This window comes from Actinomadura nitritigenes (assembly GCF_017573545.1).
GTDB lineage: Bacteria > Actinomycetota > Actinomycetes > Streptosporangiales > Streptosporangiaceae > Spirillospora > Spirillospora nitritigenes.
In genome coordinates this window covers 1-15,457 of sequence record NZ_JAGEOK010000033.1, presented here as the reverse complement: position 1 = coordinate 15,457, position 15,457 = coordinate 1, and the positions used below count along the sequence as shown (strand labels likewise).

Here is a 15,457-nt window from a genome sequence, read left to right as displayed (position 1 = left end):
GTGTCGCCGAGGAGGCGTGATGACTGGAATCGTGGTGGTCGGCGAGGCTCTCGTCGATCTCGTGGCGGAGTCCGGCGGGCGGCGCTTCCGCGCGGATCCCGGCGGCGGTCCCGCCAACATCGCCGTCGGGCTCGGCCGGCTCGGCAGCCCCGTGACGCTCGTGACCACCCTCGGCGGCGACGCCTTCGGTCGCCTGGTCACCGGGCACCTGACGGCCGCCGGGGTGGCGCCGTCCGTGCATCCGGCGCCGTTCACGCCGCTCGCCGTCGTGACGGTGGACGGCGCGGGCGTCCCGTCCTACGACTTCGCGATCTCCTGGGACGTGCCCGCCCTGGAACTGCCGCCGGACACGGCCGTCCTGCACGCCGGGTCCCTGGCCGCGGCGATGGCCGCCGCACCGGTCGAGGCGGCGATGGCCGCGGCGCCCGTGGTGAGCTACGACCCGAACATCAGGCCGCGGCTGCTGGGCGACCGGGCGTGCGAGCGGCTGCGGGTCGAACGCCAGGTGGGGCTCAGCGACGTCGTCAAGGCCAGCGACGAGGATCTCGCCTGGCTCTATCCCGCGGAGGACCCTGTGCAGGTCGCGCACCGGTGGCGCGGCCTCGGCCCGGCGCTGGTCGTCGTCACGCGGGGCGCGCGCGGCTGTGTCGCCGTCACCGCGTCCGGCCGGTTCGAGCGCCCGGCCCCGCCGGTCGAGGTCGCGGACACGGTGGGCGCGGGCGACGCGTTCATGTCCGGCCTGCTGTCGGGCCTCCTGTCCGCGGGCCTGCTGGAACCCGGCGCCCTGACCCGAGCCGACGAGACAACGTTGTCAGGCCCCCTCGCGGACGCGCTGGCCTCGGCCGCCATCACCTGTACCCGCCCCGGCGCGGACCCCCCGACCAAGGAAGAGCTCAAAGCGTTCCTGTGAGGCGGGCCCGCGCCGGCGGGCGGCCGGCACGAGAGCGCGGGCCGTCCTTTCGGCCCGCGCGTTCGGGGGTGTCGGGGGCGGCGGTCTGGCTTTGCTCGGACGCCGCGACCTACGTCACCGGGATCGCGATGTCGATCGACGGCGGGCGACGCGCCTGACCCTGGGCCGGCCACGAACTCGGCGTCGCCCCTGCTCCTGAACCCCACGGCCGGCCACCGCACCTGACAAACGTCGGCTCCGTCGACGGGATGCACCCTCCGCGGGCGAGGAGCCCCGCGATGACCGAACATCGCGGGGCTCCTCCATTCCCGATCTGCCTTCGCAGGCCACCGTCTCCGCCCGTCAGGCGTCGACGCGGTCGTAGATGAGGCAGAGGGCGCCGCTCTCGGTGGCGGCGGTGCTGGTCAGGGACCAGGACGAGCGGGGCGTCGCGTCGTTGAACAGGTGGGCGCCGCCGCCCACGAGCTCGGGGCAGAGGGTGATGCTGAGCCGGTCCAGTTCGTCGGCCTCGATCAGGGCGCGGATGACGCTGGTGCTGGCCAGGACGATGATGTCGCCGCCCTCCTGAGCGCGCAGTCCCCTGGTGGTGTGGGGCGGGTGCCTGGAGCTGGGCTCGGAGGGTGCCCCGTACGTGCCGTTCGTCGCCGTCCTGCGGGGTCTGGTGCGCCGGTTCGGACTGGCGCCGGTGGCGGCGCTGCTGCCGCCGGCGGGCACCGCGCTCGGCGACTGGCTGCCCGACCTCGGGCCGGCGCCCGCGCGGTAGGGGCCGACCAGGCTGCTGGAGGAGATGCTCACCCTGCTGTGCCGGGTGGCCGAGGCGCGGCCCGTCGTGGTCGTCGTGGAGGACCTGCACTGGGCGGACGCGTCGAGCCGCGAGCTGTTCGCCTACCTGGCCCGCAACCTCGCGGACGGCGCCGTCCTGCTGGTCGGGACCGTCCGCACGGGAGAGCCGGCCGCGGGGCATCCGAACCGGCGGATGCTCGCGGAGCTCGGCCGCGGCGGCGCGGTGGAGCGCATCGTCCTCGGCCCGCTGGAGCAGGGGCATGTCGCCGCGCTGCTCGCGGCCGTGGACGGGAGGGCGCCCGACACGGCGCGCAGCGCGCGGATCCACCGGCGCAGCGGCGGGAACCCGCTGTTCGTCGAGGCGCTGAGCAACGCGGGCGAGGCACCGTCCGGCGACCTGCGGAGCCTGCTGCTGGCCCGGATCACCGATCTGCCGGGGCCGGCCCGGGAGGCGCTGGAGGCCCTCGCGGTCGCGGGTGCCGACCTCCCCGACGACCTGGTCCGCGACGTCGCCGGCGAGTCCGGGGACCGCCTCCGGGCCGCCCTCGACGAGCTGACCGGGCGCGACCTGGTGGTGGCGCGGGAGGACGGGTACGCGATCCGGCACGACCTCATCCGCGAGGCGGTGTACGAGGCGCTGCCGCCGGACCGGCGGCGCCGCATGCACGCCCGGTGCGCCGAGGAGCTCGCCGAACGCGCCGGCGGCGGCACGGCCCTGGCGGAGCACTGGACGGCCGCGGGCGAGTTCGCGCGGGCGCTGCCCGCCGCCTGGGACGCGGCCGGCCTCGCGGCGCGGCAGAACGCCTACGACGAGGAGCTCCACCTGCTGGAGCTGGTCCTGAAGCAGTGGGAGAAGGTGCCGGACGCGGCCGGGCTCGTCGGCGCGAACCGCACGGCCGTGCTGGAGCGCGCCGCGGCGGCGGCGTTCGCGGCGGGCAGGTCCGCCGCGGGCGTGGCGTACGGCACCGCCGCGCTGGACGAGCTGGACCCGGCGGCCGAACCGGAGCGCGTCGCGCGGCTGCTCGGCCTGCGCGGCCGGTTGCGGAGCCGGCTCGACGGAACGGGGCGCGAGGATCTGCGCCGGGCGGTCGAGCTGGTGCCGCCAGGGTCGGCGGATCCGCTGCGCAGCCGCCTGCTGTCGGCTTCGGCGTTCGCCGACTTCATGGCGAGCGACGCCGGCGACGCCCGGCGCCAGGCGGCCGAGGCCCTCGACATCGCCGAACGCCTCGGCGCCGACGCGCTGCGCGCACCCGCGCTGCTCGTCCTGGCGGCGCTGCACGGCCTGGACGGTCACCAGGAGCGGACGCGCCGCACGTTCGCCGAGGCGCGCCGCGCCGCCGAGGCCGCGGGGGACGCGCACACGTTCCTGACCACCTTCCAATGGGAGGCGAGCCACCTCGCGGGCGCGGGCCACTACGAGGAGGCGGCCGCGCTCGCCCGCACCGGGCAGCGGGCGGCCGAGCGGCTCGGCCAGGGCCGGTCGCGCGGCAGCATGCTCGCCACCGTCCGCGCCGTCCCGCTGTGCTCGCTCGGACGCTGGGACGAGGCGCTGGAGGTCGTCGGCGACGCCCTCGCCCTGGCACCGCCCCCGCTCTACACGGCCTACCTGCGCCTCGTCACCGCCGACGTGATGCACTGGCGGGGCGAGACCGGCCGGTTCGAGACGCTGCTGCGCCAGCTGACCGAGTTCGTGCGGCACACGTCCGGCGCGGTCGAGGCGACGTCCTGGTTCGCCCTGCTGCGCATCGCCCACGCGCTCGGCCGGGACGACCCGGAGGCCGCCGACCGGATCGTGGGGGAGCACCTGCCGGCGGCGGAGGTCTGGCCGCCGCACGACACGGCGCGGCTCGCGGTGCTCGGGGCGCGGGCGCAGCGGCTCCGGCGGACGGCGGCGCCGCGGAACCGGCAGGTCGCGGACCAGACCGCGGACCGGCTCGGGGAACTGGCCCGCATGCTCGACTCCCTGCCGGCCGCAACCCCGGTGATCAGTGCCCAGCGCCGCACCTTCCACGCGCTGACCTCGCCCGGTGAGCTGTCTGCCTGGGACGGGGCCGCGGACGCGTGGCGCGCTCTGCGCAACCCCTACGAGACGGCCGTCGTGCTGGCGGAGGGCGCGGCCGCCGCGCTCGCGTCCAACAACCGTCCGGGCGCCCGGTCCCGGCTGCGGGAGGCCCGTGCCCTCGCGGCCGGGCTGGGCGCCGCGCCGCTGCTGGCCCGCATTGACGACCTGGCGTCCCGGGGGCGCCTCGGCGACGTCGCGGACGCCCCGGGCAACGGCCACGGTCTGACCCGCCGGGAGCTGGACGTGCTGAGGGTGCTCGCCCGCGGCCGGTCGAACCCGCAGATCGCCGCGGAGCTTTTCATCTCCGCCAACACCGTGGCCACCCACGTGGCGCGCATCCTCACCAAGCTCGGCGTGGCCACCCGGACGGAGGCCGCCGCCCGCGCCCGCGAGTGCGGCCTCCTCGACCGCTGATCCCTGCCTCGCCCGGACGGCGGCCTTGCGAGCGCCCGGACGACCGCGAGCAGGTCGGGCATCGCCGAGGGCGCGGCGGTAGCGTTCGACCGGGCGGACGCCGAGTTCGCCGTAGACCGCGCCGAGCAGCCCGACTTCCGTTCCTGACGATCAAGGTCAGACGGGCGGCACCAGATCGCTCCCGCTGATGGTGTACGTCAGCACGGGATAGACGAAGTCCGTTTCATTGTTCTCACGGCGCCGTAGCCGGTAGAACTCGCTCTTCTGCTCATCGTCGGCCAGCGTGAGGCGCGCACTCTGCGGGAGGTAGGCCTGCCCGTTGCGAAACCGAATGAGGGTCTTCGACGTCCGGAAGGTCACGCCCAGCCATTGGTTGCCCGTCGTCTGGGCGGACGGGTCCAGCACGATCTTGTGCTTGAGTCGCCGATTCGAGTCGGTGGAGAACGCCACGATACCGTTGTGGGCAAGGGGGATCTCGAACTTCTCTCCGCCGGCGCCCTTTGATTCGAAGATCAGCTTTCTCGGCGGTTTCGCTTCGGCATGCTGATAGCACGAGAAGACGGCGATGAACGACCCGTCGGCCAGATCGAGGGCCTGGTCGGAATGGCTGCCCATGGTTCTGTAGGCGTTCGTGTAGCTCTCGATGAGAGCGTTGTTGAAGCCGACCGGAAGCGCCGCGTGCTCTTGAATCCGCTGCGCCAGCCGTTCGTGCACCGCCCGGAAACGCTGCGTCGGGTTGCCGTATCGGGTGGTGGTGCGGACGAGAGGCACGCAATTCGCCTCGTCGGTCCTGGCGAGCACGGCGCCACGCCGGCCCTTCCCCACATCCTCCAAGCGAGCCGACGCGGTCAGCTCCGCAAAGAGGTCCTCCTCGGCCGGCAAGGCGTACGAGAGGATCTCATTCGAGATGCTAGGCCCGGGGGGCAATGTAGTCTCCCGTGTTCATGCTGAAGAAAAAGGCGTCGCCGTAATCAATGAAGGACGAGGTCTTGTTCTCCTCGGCGTACAGTCGACGCAGTTCGTTCATGCCCGCCGGTGTGGGCGGCTCCAGCCTCACCAGATCTCCGTCCACTTTGAGGAACGTGCAGCCGTTCTTGTGGACGGCTTCGGCACTCGAACAGCGCACCACGTAGCCCATGCGGGTCGGGAGCAGGTCGGCGTCCAGCATCGAGGCCCGGATCTCGTGCGTGTACAGGCGGTTGGTGGACAGCGGCATGAAGAACACGGAGCCGGGATGCAGAGTCACGGTGAACTGCGAGGGGAACGCGACGGCATCGCGTTCTCCGGTCGGATTCTTGAGGCGGAAGTGGAGCTTGGTCAGCCCGCTGACACCCTTTACGCCGTAGTCGAAGGCGTCTTCGGGCATGGGTTCCAGTTTGTCGAGCCGGTCGTAGAAGGTGCAGAAGGCCATGATGCCGTTGACGGGCATGTCCTTGGTCTTGTCGGCATGGGCCGAGATCTTGGCCTTGGATTGCTTGCGCTCCTCCGTGGCGGGGGTGTTGTGGTAGATCTGAGCGAGGACGTGATTGAGCGGCGCATGGTTCCGGAAGACGGCGGCGGCCTCGCGGTTCAGCGCCTCGACGATGCGCGTGTCGGTCGGGCGAAAGCCCTCGGTCGGCCCCGAGAGGTTCGTGGAGCACCGGAGCAGGCGAAAATGCAGCTCGTCGCCGTTTCGCGTGACCGGCGTCAGATAGATTCCGCTGCGATGGGCTGTTCCAGGCTTGGTGGACTCCGTCAGGGACTGGAACGCATGCTCCGCGCGGATCCGGTCGAAATGATCGGAGTCGAGGCCGAAGAAGCGGCGATAGTACACGCCGGCGCCGTGGACCCGGATGGGAACCTGGCCGGGGTCGACGAACGTCCAAGGTTCATCGTCGTATCCGTGTGAAAGCTCCCGGATAACGAACACCCGGGCCGCGGCATGCAACTGGCGGCCGTTCATCCCCGATACATCGCCACACAGGTAGACGTTCTTATGTGCGAGGTCGTGGGAACCGGAAGCAAGGTCCTTGTGCGTGATCGTGGAACCGAAAAAGTCCCGGATCAAGTCATGGTCTCGCAACGTTGAAGGAGCGACCAGGATGTTGTTCGCATCCTCGAGGCAGGCCTCTGCTGGTCCTGTCGTGTACATTGAGCTGTACCCGCCATTCACGCTCTGGGACGCGAACCCGCAGAGCCGACCGGATGCCTGCCGGTCCGTTCGCCCCGTTCCATGACCTTCCCGACGATAGTGCACGAAAGATTATCACCCTTCAGTCGGCAGCGCCTTGGCCGAACGGTGTGCGCTTCTCGGAGGCTTGCGACTTCCTGCAGACCATCGCGCTCACGGGGGCTCGGAAGCCGCCGCCTCCGCCGATCACCCGACCGGACCAGACCGCCCAACTGAACATCCGAAGAGCAATGAGCTGCCCTTTCGCCCGCACCGTCCACTGCGTCTTCGTGAGGTCGAAGCGCCGCCGCTGGGGTGGCCACGAGGATTTCTCGATGGGCGGCCTGCCGCTACCTTGCCGTGTTCAGCCTGGTGCGTTGTTCAGGGGTCAGTTCGAGGTCGACTGCGGCCAGGCTCTCGTCGAGTTGGGCCACCGAGGACGCGCCGACCAGCGGGATCACGGGGAGGTCCCCGCCGATCAGCCAGGCCAGCACCACCTGGTTGAGTGAGGCTCCGGTCTCCTCCGCCACCTCGCGCAAGGCCGCCAGCCGCGCGGGCGTGCCCGGGTGGTCGAATTCGGCGTCCAGCGGTTTGTCCTGGCGGGTGTAGGCGCCGACCAGCAGCGGGGAGTAGGCCACCAGGGTGAGACCGGGCTCCTCCCGAAGGTAGCTGAGCAGGTCGCCGCCGGCGCCGCCCGGCATTCCGTCGGCCGAGAACATGCTGGGCAGGTCGGTCCGCGGCCTCAGGTAGCTGTGCCGGTATTGAAGGACCTCATAGCCGGGCAGGCCGGCCGACGCGGCCAGGGCGCGGGCGCGTTCCACCCGCCAGGTCCAGTGGTTGCTGGCTCCCAGGAGCCCGACGGTGCCTTCGGCGACCAGGTCGGCGAAGCCCTCCACCGTTTCCCGCAAGGGCACCCGCGGGTCCTCGATGTGGGCGTACAGCAGGTCCAGCTTGTCCACGCCGAGCCGCTCACGGCTGCGTTCCGACGCCTCGCGGATCGCCTTGGCCGACAGACCCTCCGGGTTGTCGGTGAAGCTGGTGCCGGGGGCCAGCGGGCGGGCGCCCAGCTTGGTGGCGATGACGATCTCGTCGCCGACACCGCGGCTCCGCCGCCACCGCCCGAGCAGCGCCTCGCTGTCTCCGCCCTGGCCGCCGTTGGCCCAGAACGCGTAGTTGTTGGAGGTGTCGATGAAGGTGCCTCCGGCCTCGACATAGCGATCGAGGATCGCCAGTGACGTCGCCTCGTCGGTGGACGTGCCGAACCGCATCGCCCCCAGGCTCAGGGCGCTCACCTCACGACGTGTCGCCGGGTCCGTTCCGATCATCCGGTATTTCATGCGCGTGATTCCTTCCACCATCGTGTTCACGGGGATTCTGTGACCTGGTGTGCGCTCCAGGTCAACCGCCGTTCGCCGGTTGCGCGGCCCGGTGGGCCTGCGCTCGCCGTGTCCACGGCGATCGGCCGGGGCGGCGTGCACGCTCGATGGCGCCGGACGCCGGGTGACAGGCCGCTGCGGTGACCTTCCGACGTCGATCACCCCCGGCACGGGCCGGTGGTCCGGCGGCCGTATTCGGGCGCGATGCCGGCGACCGTCCGCGGGCCTTCAGAGGCCCTGGCAGGCTTCCAGCAGCGGCGCGAGCCGGCGTGCGGACGCGGCCGGTCGCACGGCCAGGTAGGTCTGCGCGCTCAGCGGCGGGTCGAGGGGGCGGAACGCGATGCGCGGGGCGGGCAGGATCTCGGCCTGGGCGGCGTAGAAGACCGTCCAGCTCGGCCTGCCTGTCGCGATCGCGGCGAGCGTGTCCTGGTCGGTGGTGAAGACCGGGCCCATGATCGGCTCGAAGCCCGCGTCACGGCAGGCGCCGATGACGAGGTCGACCAGGTGCGGGTTGGCCTCGCGGGTGGTGAGGCGCAGCGGCAGTGCGGCGAGACCGGCGATCGCGACCGTGTCCCGTCCGGCCAGCGGATGCGCGGCGGGCAGCGCCGCTACGAGCGGGTCGTGCCAGACGGGGACGAGGTCGAGCCCTGGGCTGCGGTCCGCGCCGCGCACGAAGGCGGCGTCCAGCTCGCCGTCGCGGACCCGCTGGAGCCGCTCGGCGGGGGCCGCGCTGACCAGGTCCACGGTGATGTGCGGGGCGCGGTCGGCGAGTGCGGCGAGCACCCGTTCCAGTCGCGCCCCCAGGCCGACGTTGGTGCCGATGCGCAACACGGGCCTCCGCTCGGCGCGCAGCCCGGCCATCGTCTCGGCGGCGGCCTGCTCGGCCGCGAGGATCGCCCGTGCGTGCGGGAGGAAGGCGGCGCCTGCGGCGGTCAGCGCGACGGAGCGGGTGGTGCGGTCGAACAGCTCCATGCCGAACTCGCGCTCGAGGCGGCGCACCTGCTGGCTGACGGTCGGCTGGACGATCCGCAGCCGTTCCGCCGCCCGCCCGAAGTGCAGTTCCTCGGCGACCGCGAGGAAGTACCGGATCTGCCGCAGCTCCATCCCACCACCCCCCGACCCATAACGATCCTTGATGAGTGTACGAGCGGAACGCGTCTTGGTCGGAACGGTCCACCGCGGTGGACTGGGCACGTCAACGCGATCACCACCGCGCAGCGAGGAGCACGTCATGCCGTACGCGACCGTCCACGGGAGCCGCCTGTACTACGAGGACCGCGGCACGGGCCGCCCCCTGGTGTTCCTGCACGGCTGGGGCACCAGCGGACGGGTGTGGGACGCCCAGGTCGCCGACCTGGCCGCCGACCACCGCACCATCACCGTCGACTGGCGCGGCTGCGGGCGCTCGGATCGCCCGCGGTCGGGTAACACGCTGGCCGGCAACGCCACCGACGTCCTCGCCCTGGTCGAGACCCTCGGGCTGGACACGCCGGTCCTGGTCGGCAGCTCGGTGGCCGCCCACTTCGTCGTCCTCGCCGCACAGGCGGCGCCCGGGCGGCTCGGCGGGATCGTCTCCGTCGACGGACCGGGCCACTGGCCGACCCTCGGCATGGCCGCCGAGCTGGCCGACCTGCGCGTCCGGCTCGCGGCCGACCGCGCGGCCACCGCCGCCGAGTGGGTGCCCACCTGGTACGGCCCGGCGGCGGGCCCGCGGGTCCACGCCCGGACCGTCGAGCGGATCCTTGCCTCCGGGACGTTCATCGACGCCCTGTTCACCGAGGTGGGCGGGTTCGATCCCCGGCCGATCGTCACCGGCCTCGACCTGCCCGCCGCGTTCGTCCACGGCGGCCTGGAGACGCAGTTCCCGCTGGAGGTCTCGCGGACCCTCGCCGGCCTGGCGCCCCAGGGCCGCCTCTACGTCGTCGACGGCGCGGGCCACATGCCCCACGAGGAACGCCCGGAGGCGTTCAACACGGTCCTTCGCACCGCCCTGAGCGAGATGGCTCCGGCCTTGGGCTAGCCGTACTCAATCACGATCTTGGTGACAGTCAGGTGATAGGCGGCTTGTCGCCCACCCGCCCGCGGTCGGCCCGCCGGCCCGCCGGCCGCAAAGGTGTCCACCATGGTCAGCGCGACGACTTCGAGCAGTTCCAGGGTGCTCACGGTCGCCTCGAAGGCGGCGGCGTGGAGAAGGACGTAGGCGGTCGGCACCGTCGACGTCGCCGAGCAGCCGTTCGGGCGGGTCGGGTGGGCGCGCATCGGCGGCTGGCTCCCGGGGTGCAGGAAGTCACGGATGGTGTGACAACGCCCGGTCCGCGGTATCCCGCACCTGACCATCGCCGGCCGCCCGACCCCGGCTGCGCGATCCGCTGTGCCACCAATTGCGAAATATGTCGCAAGGCAGGTCCATGCTCAATCGAGCATGACTGTTTACCTGCCGGGGCGTTGCCTTCGAGTCCCCATCTGGTAAATCTGTGGCAGGAAGCGCGCGGAACTGATCAGCGGGACCGTGAGCCGCCGCGGCGGTTCCGCCGGGCGCGGGTTCGTCCGCGGTGAACACGCGGTTCGCGAGTACCGCCTCCCGGCCGAAGAGACAGATTTCCGTCAAGGGACCTGGCGAGGATATGAGGACAATAGAAACTGCCCCCACGGCTGCTCCGGTCCACCGGACCAGCAAAGGCCGGCTGGCCGCCGACTGGTTGTCCTCGACCGACCATAAGAAGATCGGATATCTGTACCTCATCACGTCGTTCTGCTTCTTCCTGCTCGGCGGACTGCTGGCCATGGCCATCCGCGCCGAACTGCTCGAGCCCGGCCTCCAGATGTTCAGCAACGAGCAGTACAACCAGTCCTTCACCATGCACGGCACGATCATGCTGCTGATGTTCGCGACGCCGCTGTTCGCGGGCTTCACGAACGTGATCATGCCGCTGCAGATCGGCGCGCCGGACGTGGCGTTCCCCCGGATGAACATGCTGGCGTACTGGCTGTACCTTCTCGGCAGCCTGATCGCGGTGCTGGCCTTCGTGACCCCGAACGGCGCCGCGTCGTTCGGCTGGACCGCCTACGCCCCGCTCTCGGACGCGGTCCGCTCGCCGGGCGTCGGCGGCGACATGTGGGTGATGGGCCTGGCCATGTCGGGCTTCGGCACCATCATGGGCGCGGTCAACTTCATCACGACGATCCTGTGCATGCGCGCCCCGGGCATGACCATGTTCCGGATGCCGATCTTCACCTGGAACGTCCTGCTGACCTCGATCCTGGTCCTGCTGGCGTTCCCGCCGCTCGCCGCCGCGCTGCTGGCCCTGGAGGCCGACCGCAAGCTCGGCGCGCACGTGTTCGACCCGGCGCACGGCGGCGCGCTGCTCTGGCAGCACCTGTTCTGGTTCTTCGGGCATCCGGAGGTCTACATCATCGCGTTGCCCTTCTTCGGCATCGTGACGGAGATCCTGCCGGTGTTCTCCCGCAAGCCCGTCTTCGGCTACATCGGCCTGGTCTTCGCGACCATCACCATCGCGGGCCTGTCGGTCACCGTCTGGGCGCACCACATGTTCGTCACCGGCCAGGTGCTGCTGCCGTTCTTCTCCTTCATGTCCTTCCTCATCGCCGTGCCCACGGGGGTGAAGTTCTTCAACTGGGTCGGGACGATCTGGCGAGGGCAGCTGACGTTCGAGTCGCCGATGCTGTGGTCGCTGGGCTTCCTGGTGACGTTCCTGTTCGGCGGCCTGACCGGCGTCATCCTCGCCTCCCCGCCGATGGACTTCCAGCTGTCGGACACCTACTTCGTGGTCGCGCACTTCCACTACACCGTCTTCGGCACCGTGGTGTTCGCGATGTTCGCGGGCTTCTACTTCTGGTGGCCGAAGTTCACCGGGAAGAAGCTCGACGACCGGCTCGGCAAGGTGCACTTCTGGATGTTGTTCATCGGCTTCCACGGCACGTTCCTCGTCCAGCACTGGCTGGGTGTCGAGGGAATGCCGCGCCGGTACGCCGACTATCCCAGTGAATTCCAAGGGCTGAACGCGGCGTCGTCGATATTCTCCTTCCTGCTCGGCATCTCGATCATTCCGTTTCTGTTCAACATCTACATCACCTACAAGCGGGGCAGGTTCGTCGAGGTGGACGACCCGTGGGGCTACGGAGGTTCCATGGAGTGGGCCACTTCGTGCCCTCCTCCGCGCCACAACTTCAACTCGATCCCGCAGATCCGGTCCGAGCGGCCGGCGTTCGATCTGCATCATCCGCACAGCGTGCCCGAGATCCAGCGCGTCTGACCCCGCTGTCCGCACGGTGCAGGGTCGCCGAGGCGATCTCGATTCTCTATTCCCGGAGGGCGACGAATGTTCAGAACAATGCCGGCGTTCTGGATGTGCTCTATTGCGTTCCTTGCCCTGGAATGTGTGGCCGCGGCGTATGCGGGGAGCTGGGTGAGGGCCGTCGCGCTGATCACCCTGACCGCCCCCGTCGTCCTGGTGGTGGCGCGGGTCCGGCTGACGCTGCTGCGCGGGCGGGAGGACCGTCACCCGGCGGGCCACGCCGCCCCGTGGGATGGCGTGCACTGGGACGGTGCGCGCCTCGGGAGCTGGGCGCCGCTCCTGATCGCGGTGTCCCTGGTGGTTCTCGTGCTCGGTATCGCCTTCACCTGACTCCGGCGGGACGGGGCAGAAGGCCGGACGCGCCCCCACGGGTGCCGTGGGGGCGCGTCCGGCCTTCTTTCGATGTCGGGCAGTTGCCGGCGGACGATGCGCCGGGTCAGCTACGGCCGGTGAGCCGCTTCCAGAGGCTCCCGGCAGGTGCGGTGCCCTTGGTGCATGTGCAGCGCTGGGACTCGGGAACTCCGGCGAGCACCTGCTCGACGTGCCTTCCGCAGCCGCGGTAGGTGGCTTTCCGGCACTTGGGGCACACGGCCTTCTGGCACATGGTGTTCTCTCCTTGCTGTGTCGAGGTGAATCGCTGGTGGTCGGAGCCCGGTTCTACCCGTGGCTGAAGTGGATGTCGGGCAGGATCCGCTTGAGCCAGCGCGGTGTGTGCCAGGCCGCGCGGCCGGTGAGCCGGAGCAGCACCGGCAGCAGGATCAGGCGCACGAGCGCGGCGTCGAGCAGGACGGCGACACCGAGGACGATGCCCATCTCCTTGGGGGGCAGGGGGCCGGACAGGGCGAAGGTGAAGAAGACGGCGACCATGACGGCGGCCGCGGCGAAGATGACGCGGCCCGAGTGGCCGATCGCGCCGATCGCGGCGGCGCGCGGCTCGCCGGTCCTCTCGTAGTGCTCCTTCGCCGTGGACAGCAGGAAGACGGTGTAGTCCATGGCGATCGCGAAGATCATGGCGAAGAAGAACACCGGTGCCCAGCCGTCGAGGAAGCCCTGCGGCGTGAAGCCGAACAGGCCGGCGCCGTGGCCGTCCTGGAAGATCAGGCGCGCGGCTCCGAAGGCTCCCGCGGTGGCGAGGAGGTTCGTCACGGTCCCCAGCAGTGCCACCAGCGGCGCCTGGAGGGTGACCAGGAGCAGCAGGAAGCCGAGAACGAGGACGACCCCCATGACGAGCGGTGTCTTGTCGTTCAGGGTCTTCTGGAGGTCGAGGTTCTCGACGGCGGCGCCGCCCACCTGCGCCGAGGCGGGCAGGTCGTGGCGGAGGGCGTCGACGGTGCCCGCCAGCGCGGGATCGGACGGGTCCGCCGAGGGCACGGCCTGGATCATGGTGAGCCCGCTGCCGTCGGCGGCCTGCACCGGCGGCATGACGCCCGCGATGCCGCCGTGGCCGGCGACCTGCCGGGCGGTCTGCGGGGCGTCGGCGGTCGGCGTGAGGATCTGCAGGGTGCCGGGGGCGCCGTCGCCGAACGCCTTCTGGACGGCCACGTAGCCGGCGCGGGAGGAGTCGCCCTCGGGCACCACCGTGATGGAGGGCATGGCGGTGCGCAGCCCGATGACCGGAGCCGCGAGGGCGACGAGGACGAGCAGGGCGGGCACACCGTAGCGGAAGGGGTGACGCCACAGGCGCTCGCCCCAGGCGGTGAAGCGAGGGGAGGATCCGTCGCCGCCGGGCCGCGCGATGGGCAGTGACGCGGCGTTGACGCGCTTCCCGAGACGGCCCAGAACGGCCGGCAGCAGGGTGAGGGTCGCGCCGAGGACGAAGACCACGGCCAGCATGATGCCGAGCGCCATCGACCGGAAGGCCGGGGCGGGCACGAGCATCACCGCCGAAAGGCTGACCAGGACGGTGAGACCGGACAGGGCCACGGCCTTGCCCGCCGTGTCCATGGTCTCGGCGACGGCCTTGACCGGGTCGCCGTGCCGTGCGAGCGCGGCACGGAACCGGACGACGAGGAAGAGCGCGTAGTCGATGCCGAGGGCGAGAGCGAACATCATGGCGAAGTTCATCGCCCAGATCGACGTCGGCGTCAGATGATTGAGCAGCACGAGGGCGCCCGAGGAGGCCGCCAGCCCGGCGATGGTCAGCAGCAGCGGGAGCCCGGCCGCGACCAGGGAGCCGAAGGCCAGCACGAGGATGACCATCGTCACCGGCCACGAGACCATCTCCGAGTGCATCATCGCGTCGTGGTTGGCGGTGTTGAAGTCGCCCCACATGACCGATGAGCCCGTCGCGTTGACCGTGACTCCGCCGCCCGACAGGGCCGCGAGGGGCTTCTTCAGGTCGTCGGCGGCGCGCACCATGTCGTTGGGGCCGGCGCCGGCCCCCGCCAGGAGGATCGCCGCCTTTCCGTCACGGCTGATGGTGGCACCCTGCTGGGGGGCGACGACACCGGAGATCCGCGGGTCCCTCTCCAGCAGATCCGTCGCCTTCGCGATCACCTTCTGCGCCGCCGGATCCGAGACCGGCCTGTCCGCGGTGACGACCACCTGCAGCGCCGATGAGGCGTTGCCCCCGAAGTGCCGCTGGGCCAGTTCGCGGACCTGGACCGACTCCGACCCGTTGGCCTGCCAGCCGGCGCCCGCCAGTGAGGAGGTCACCTTGGGCGCGAACGCGCCGAGGACCGCGATCAGGATCAGCCACAGCACCAGCACCACGCGCAGATGGGTCGTGGCCCAGGTCCCCAGCCGGCCGAGCGCTCCGGGCGGTGCGCCGGCGGTGGAGGCATCCGCGGGTCGCGGTGCCGATCGGGCAGTCAGCATGCTCATCTCCTTCGCATATACCCCCGGGGGTACCCGGCACTCCGCAGCCTACAAGATACCCAGGGGGGTATACAAAAGCGCAGGTCAGGCCCATGAAAGGCTCCCTGCGAGCGAGGCCCCATGGAACAGGACCCGAGGGAGATCTCGACCGCCAGGGCCGGCGGTCGGTCACCCTCTCCGTTTCAGGGAGTCGAGGGCCGCTTCGAGGCGCTGAGCGGCTTCGTCGGCGACGGGGGTCAGGGCGTCCAGGCCGGTGAGGGTGACCATGGTGCCGGGGTCGATGGCCTGCACGATCACGTGGTCGCCTTCGGCGCGGACGACGACGTTGCAGGGCAGCAGCAGCCCGATCGAGCGGTCGACCTCCAGCGCACGGTGGGCGAGCGGCGGGTTGCACGCGCCGAGGATCAGGTACGGCTCGATGGCCTGGTCGAGTTTCGCCTTGAGTGTGGCCTGGACGTCGATCTCGCTCAGGACGCCGAAGCCCTGCTCGGCCAGAGCCGCCCGGACGGCGTTCACCGCCTCCTCGAAGGACGCCTCCAGCTTCACGGACCGCTCGTAGGACATGGACGCTGCTCCCTGTTCTCGTCAGTGAACCGGTGAGGCGGTCGCGAACGCTCGTGCACCCGCCCT

At 71.0% G+C, this 15,457-nt stretch carries 14 protein-coding genes; 5 read left to right on the top strand and 9 right to left on the bottom strand.

Annotated elements, in window-relative coordinates; all coding sequences use genetic code 11:
- Nucleotides 1-19 precede the first annotated feature (19 nt).
- Nucleotides 20-910 (top strand): carbohydrate kinase family protein, encoded by an 891-nt coding sequence (locus tag J4557_RS38310; protein WP_208271708.1) that lies wholly within the window; start codon nt 20-22, stop codon nt 908-910.
- A 342-nt stretch (nt 911-1,252) separates the two neighbouring features.
- On the opposite strand, the gene J4557_RS51920 is transcribed toward J4557_RS38310, so the two are convergent.
- Nucleotides 1,253-1,705 (bottom strand): dihydrofolate reductase family protein, encoded by a 453-nt coding sequence (locus tag J4557_RS51920; protein ID WP_208271707.1) that lies wholly within the window; start codon nt 1,703-1,705, stop codon nt 1,253-1,255.
- On the opposite strand from J4557_RS51920, the gene J4557_RS51240 reads away from it, so the two are divergent.
- Nucleotides 1,698-4,169, top strand: a complete 2,472-nt coding sequence (locus J4557_RS51240) for a LuxR C-terminal-related transcriptional regulator (RefSeq protein WP_279576329.1) — start codon at nt 1,698-1,700, stop codon at nt 4,167-4,169. The genes J4557_RS51920 and J4557_RS51240 overlap by 8 nt on opposite strands.
- Before the next feature lie 156 nt (nt 4,170-4,325).
- On the opposite strand, the gene J4557_RS38295 is transcribed toward J4557_RS51240, so the two are convergent.
- The 4 genes from J4557_RS38295 to J4557_RS38280 form a co-directional block, all read right to left on the bottom strand.
- Complete coding sequence (locus J4557_RS38295) at nt 4,326-5,051, bottom strand: hypothetical protein (RefSeq protein ID WP_243777020.1); 726 nt, start codon at nt 5,049-5,051, stop codon at nt 4,326-4,328.
- A 28-nt stretch (nt 5,052-5,079) separates the two neighbouring features.
- On the bottom strand, nt 5,080-6,300 hold the full coding sequence (locus J4557_RS38290) for a hypothetical protein (protein WP_208271705.1): 1,221 nt from the start codon (nt 6,298-6,300) through the stop codon (nt 5,080-5,082).
- A 368-nt stretch (nt 6,301-6,668) separates the two neighbouring features.
- Nucleotides 6,669-7,655: an aldo/keto reductase gene (locus J4557_RS38285; protein WP_208271795.1), complete on the bottom strand. Its 987-nt coding sequence runs from the start codon at nt 7,653-7,655 to the stop codon at nt 6,669-6,671.
- Between the two features lie 267 nt (nt 7,656-7,922).
- Nucleotides 7,923-8,798 (bottom strand): LysR family transcriptional regulator, encoded by an 876-nt coding sequence (locus tag J4557_RS38280; protein WP_208271704.1) that lies wholly within the window; start codon nt 8,796-8,798, stop codon nt 7,923-7,925.
- Between the two features lie 127 nt (nt 8,799-8,925).
- Between J4557_RS38280 and J4557_RS38275 the strand changes: the two genes are divergently transcribed.
- The gene (locus J4557_RS38275) at nt 8,926-9,714 is read left to right on the top strand and encodes an alpha/beta fold hydrolase (protein WP_208271703.1); all 789 of its coding nucleotides are present in this window, start codon (nt 8,926-8,928) and stop codon (nt 9,712-9,714) included.
- On the opposite strand, the gene J4557_RS38270 is transcribed toward J4557_RS38275, so the two are convergent.
- The gene (locus tag J4557_RS38270; RefSeq protein ID WP_208271702.1) at nt 9,711-9,953 is read right to left on the bottom strand and encodes a hypothetical protein; all 243 of its coding nucleotides are present in this window, start codon (nt 9,951-9,953) and stop codon (nt 9,711-9,713) included. The two genes, J4557_RS38275 and J4557_RS38270, sit on opposite strands and share 4 nt — an antisense overlap.
- A gap of 365 nt (nt 9,954-10,318) precedes the next feature.
- Between J4557_RS38270 and ctaD the strand changes: the two genes are divergently transcribed.
- Together ctaD and J4557_RS38260 are read left to right on the top strand one after the other, a co-directional pair.
- Nucleotides 10,319-11,968, top strand: coding sequence for an aa3-type cytochrome oxidase subunit I (ctaD, locus tag J4557_RS38265; RefSeq protein ID WP_208271701.1), 1,650 nt, complete (start codon nt 10,319-10,321; stop codon nt 11,966-11,968).
- A 153-nt stretch (nt 11,969-12,121) separates the two neighbouring features.
- The gene (locus J4557_RS38260) at nt 12,122-12,340 is read left to right on the top strand and encodes a hypothetical protein (RefSeq protein ID WP_208271700.1); all 219 of its coding nucleotides are present in this window, start codon (nt 12,122-12,124) and stop codon (nt 12,338-12,340) included.
- A gap of 106 nt (nt 12,341-12,446) precedes the next feature.
- On the opposite strand, the gene J4557_RS52560 is transcribed toward J4557_RS38260, so the two are convergent.
- The 3 genes from J4557_RS52560 to J4557_RS38250 form a co-directional block, all read right to left on the bottom strand.
- Nucleotides 12,447-12,614: a DUF8730 family Cys-rich protein gene (locus tag J4557_RS52560; RefSeq protein WP_504740041.1), complete on the bottom strand. Its 168-nt coding sequence runs from the start codon at nt 12,612-12,614 to the stop codon at nt 12,447-12,449.
- A gap of 53 nt (nt 12,615-12,667) precedes the next feature.
- Entirely contained in the window at nt 12,668-14,827 is a 2,160-nt protein-coding gene (locus J4557_RS38255; RefSeq protein WP_208271699.1) for an MMPL family transporter, read from the bottom strand.
- 168 nt (nt 14,828-14,995) lie between these two features.
- Nucleotides 14,996-15,391, bottom strand: coding sequence for a DUF302 domain-containing protein (locus tag J4557_RS38250; RefSeq protein WP_208271698.1), 396 nt, complete (start codon nt 15,389-15,391; stop codon nt 14,996-14,998).
- Nucleotides 15,392-15,457 lie beyond the last annotated feature (66 nt).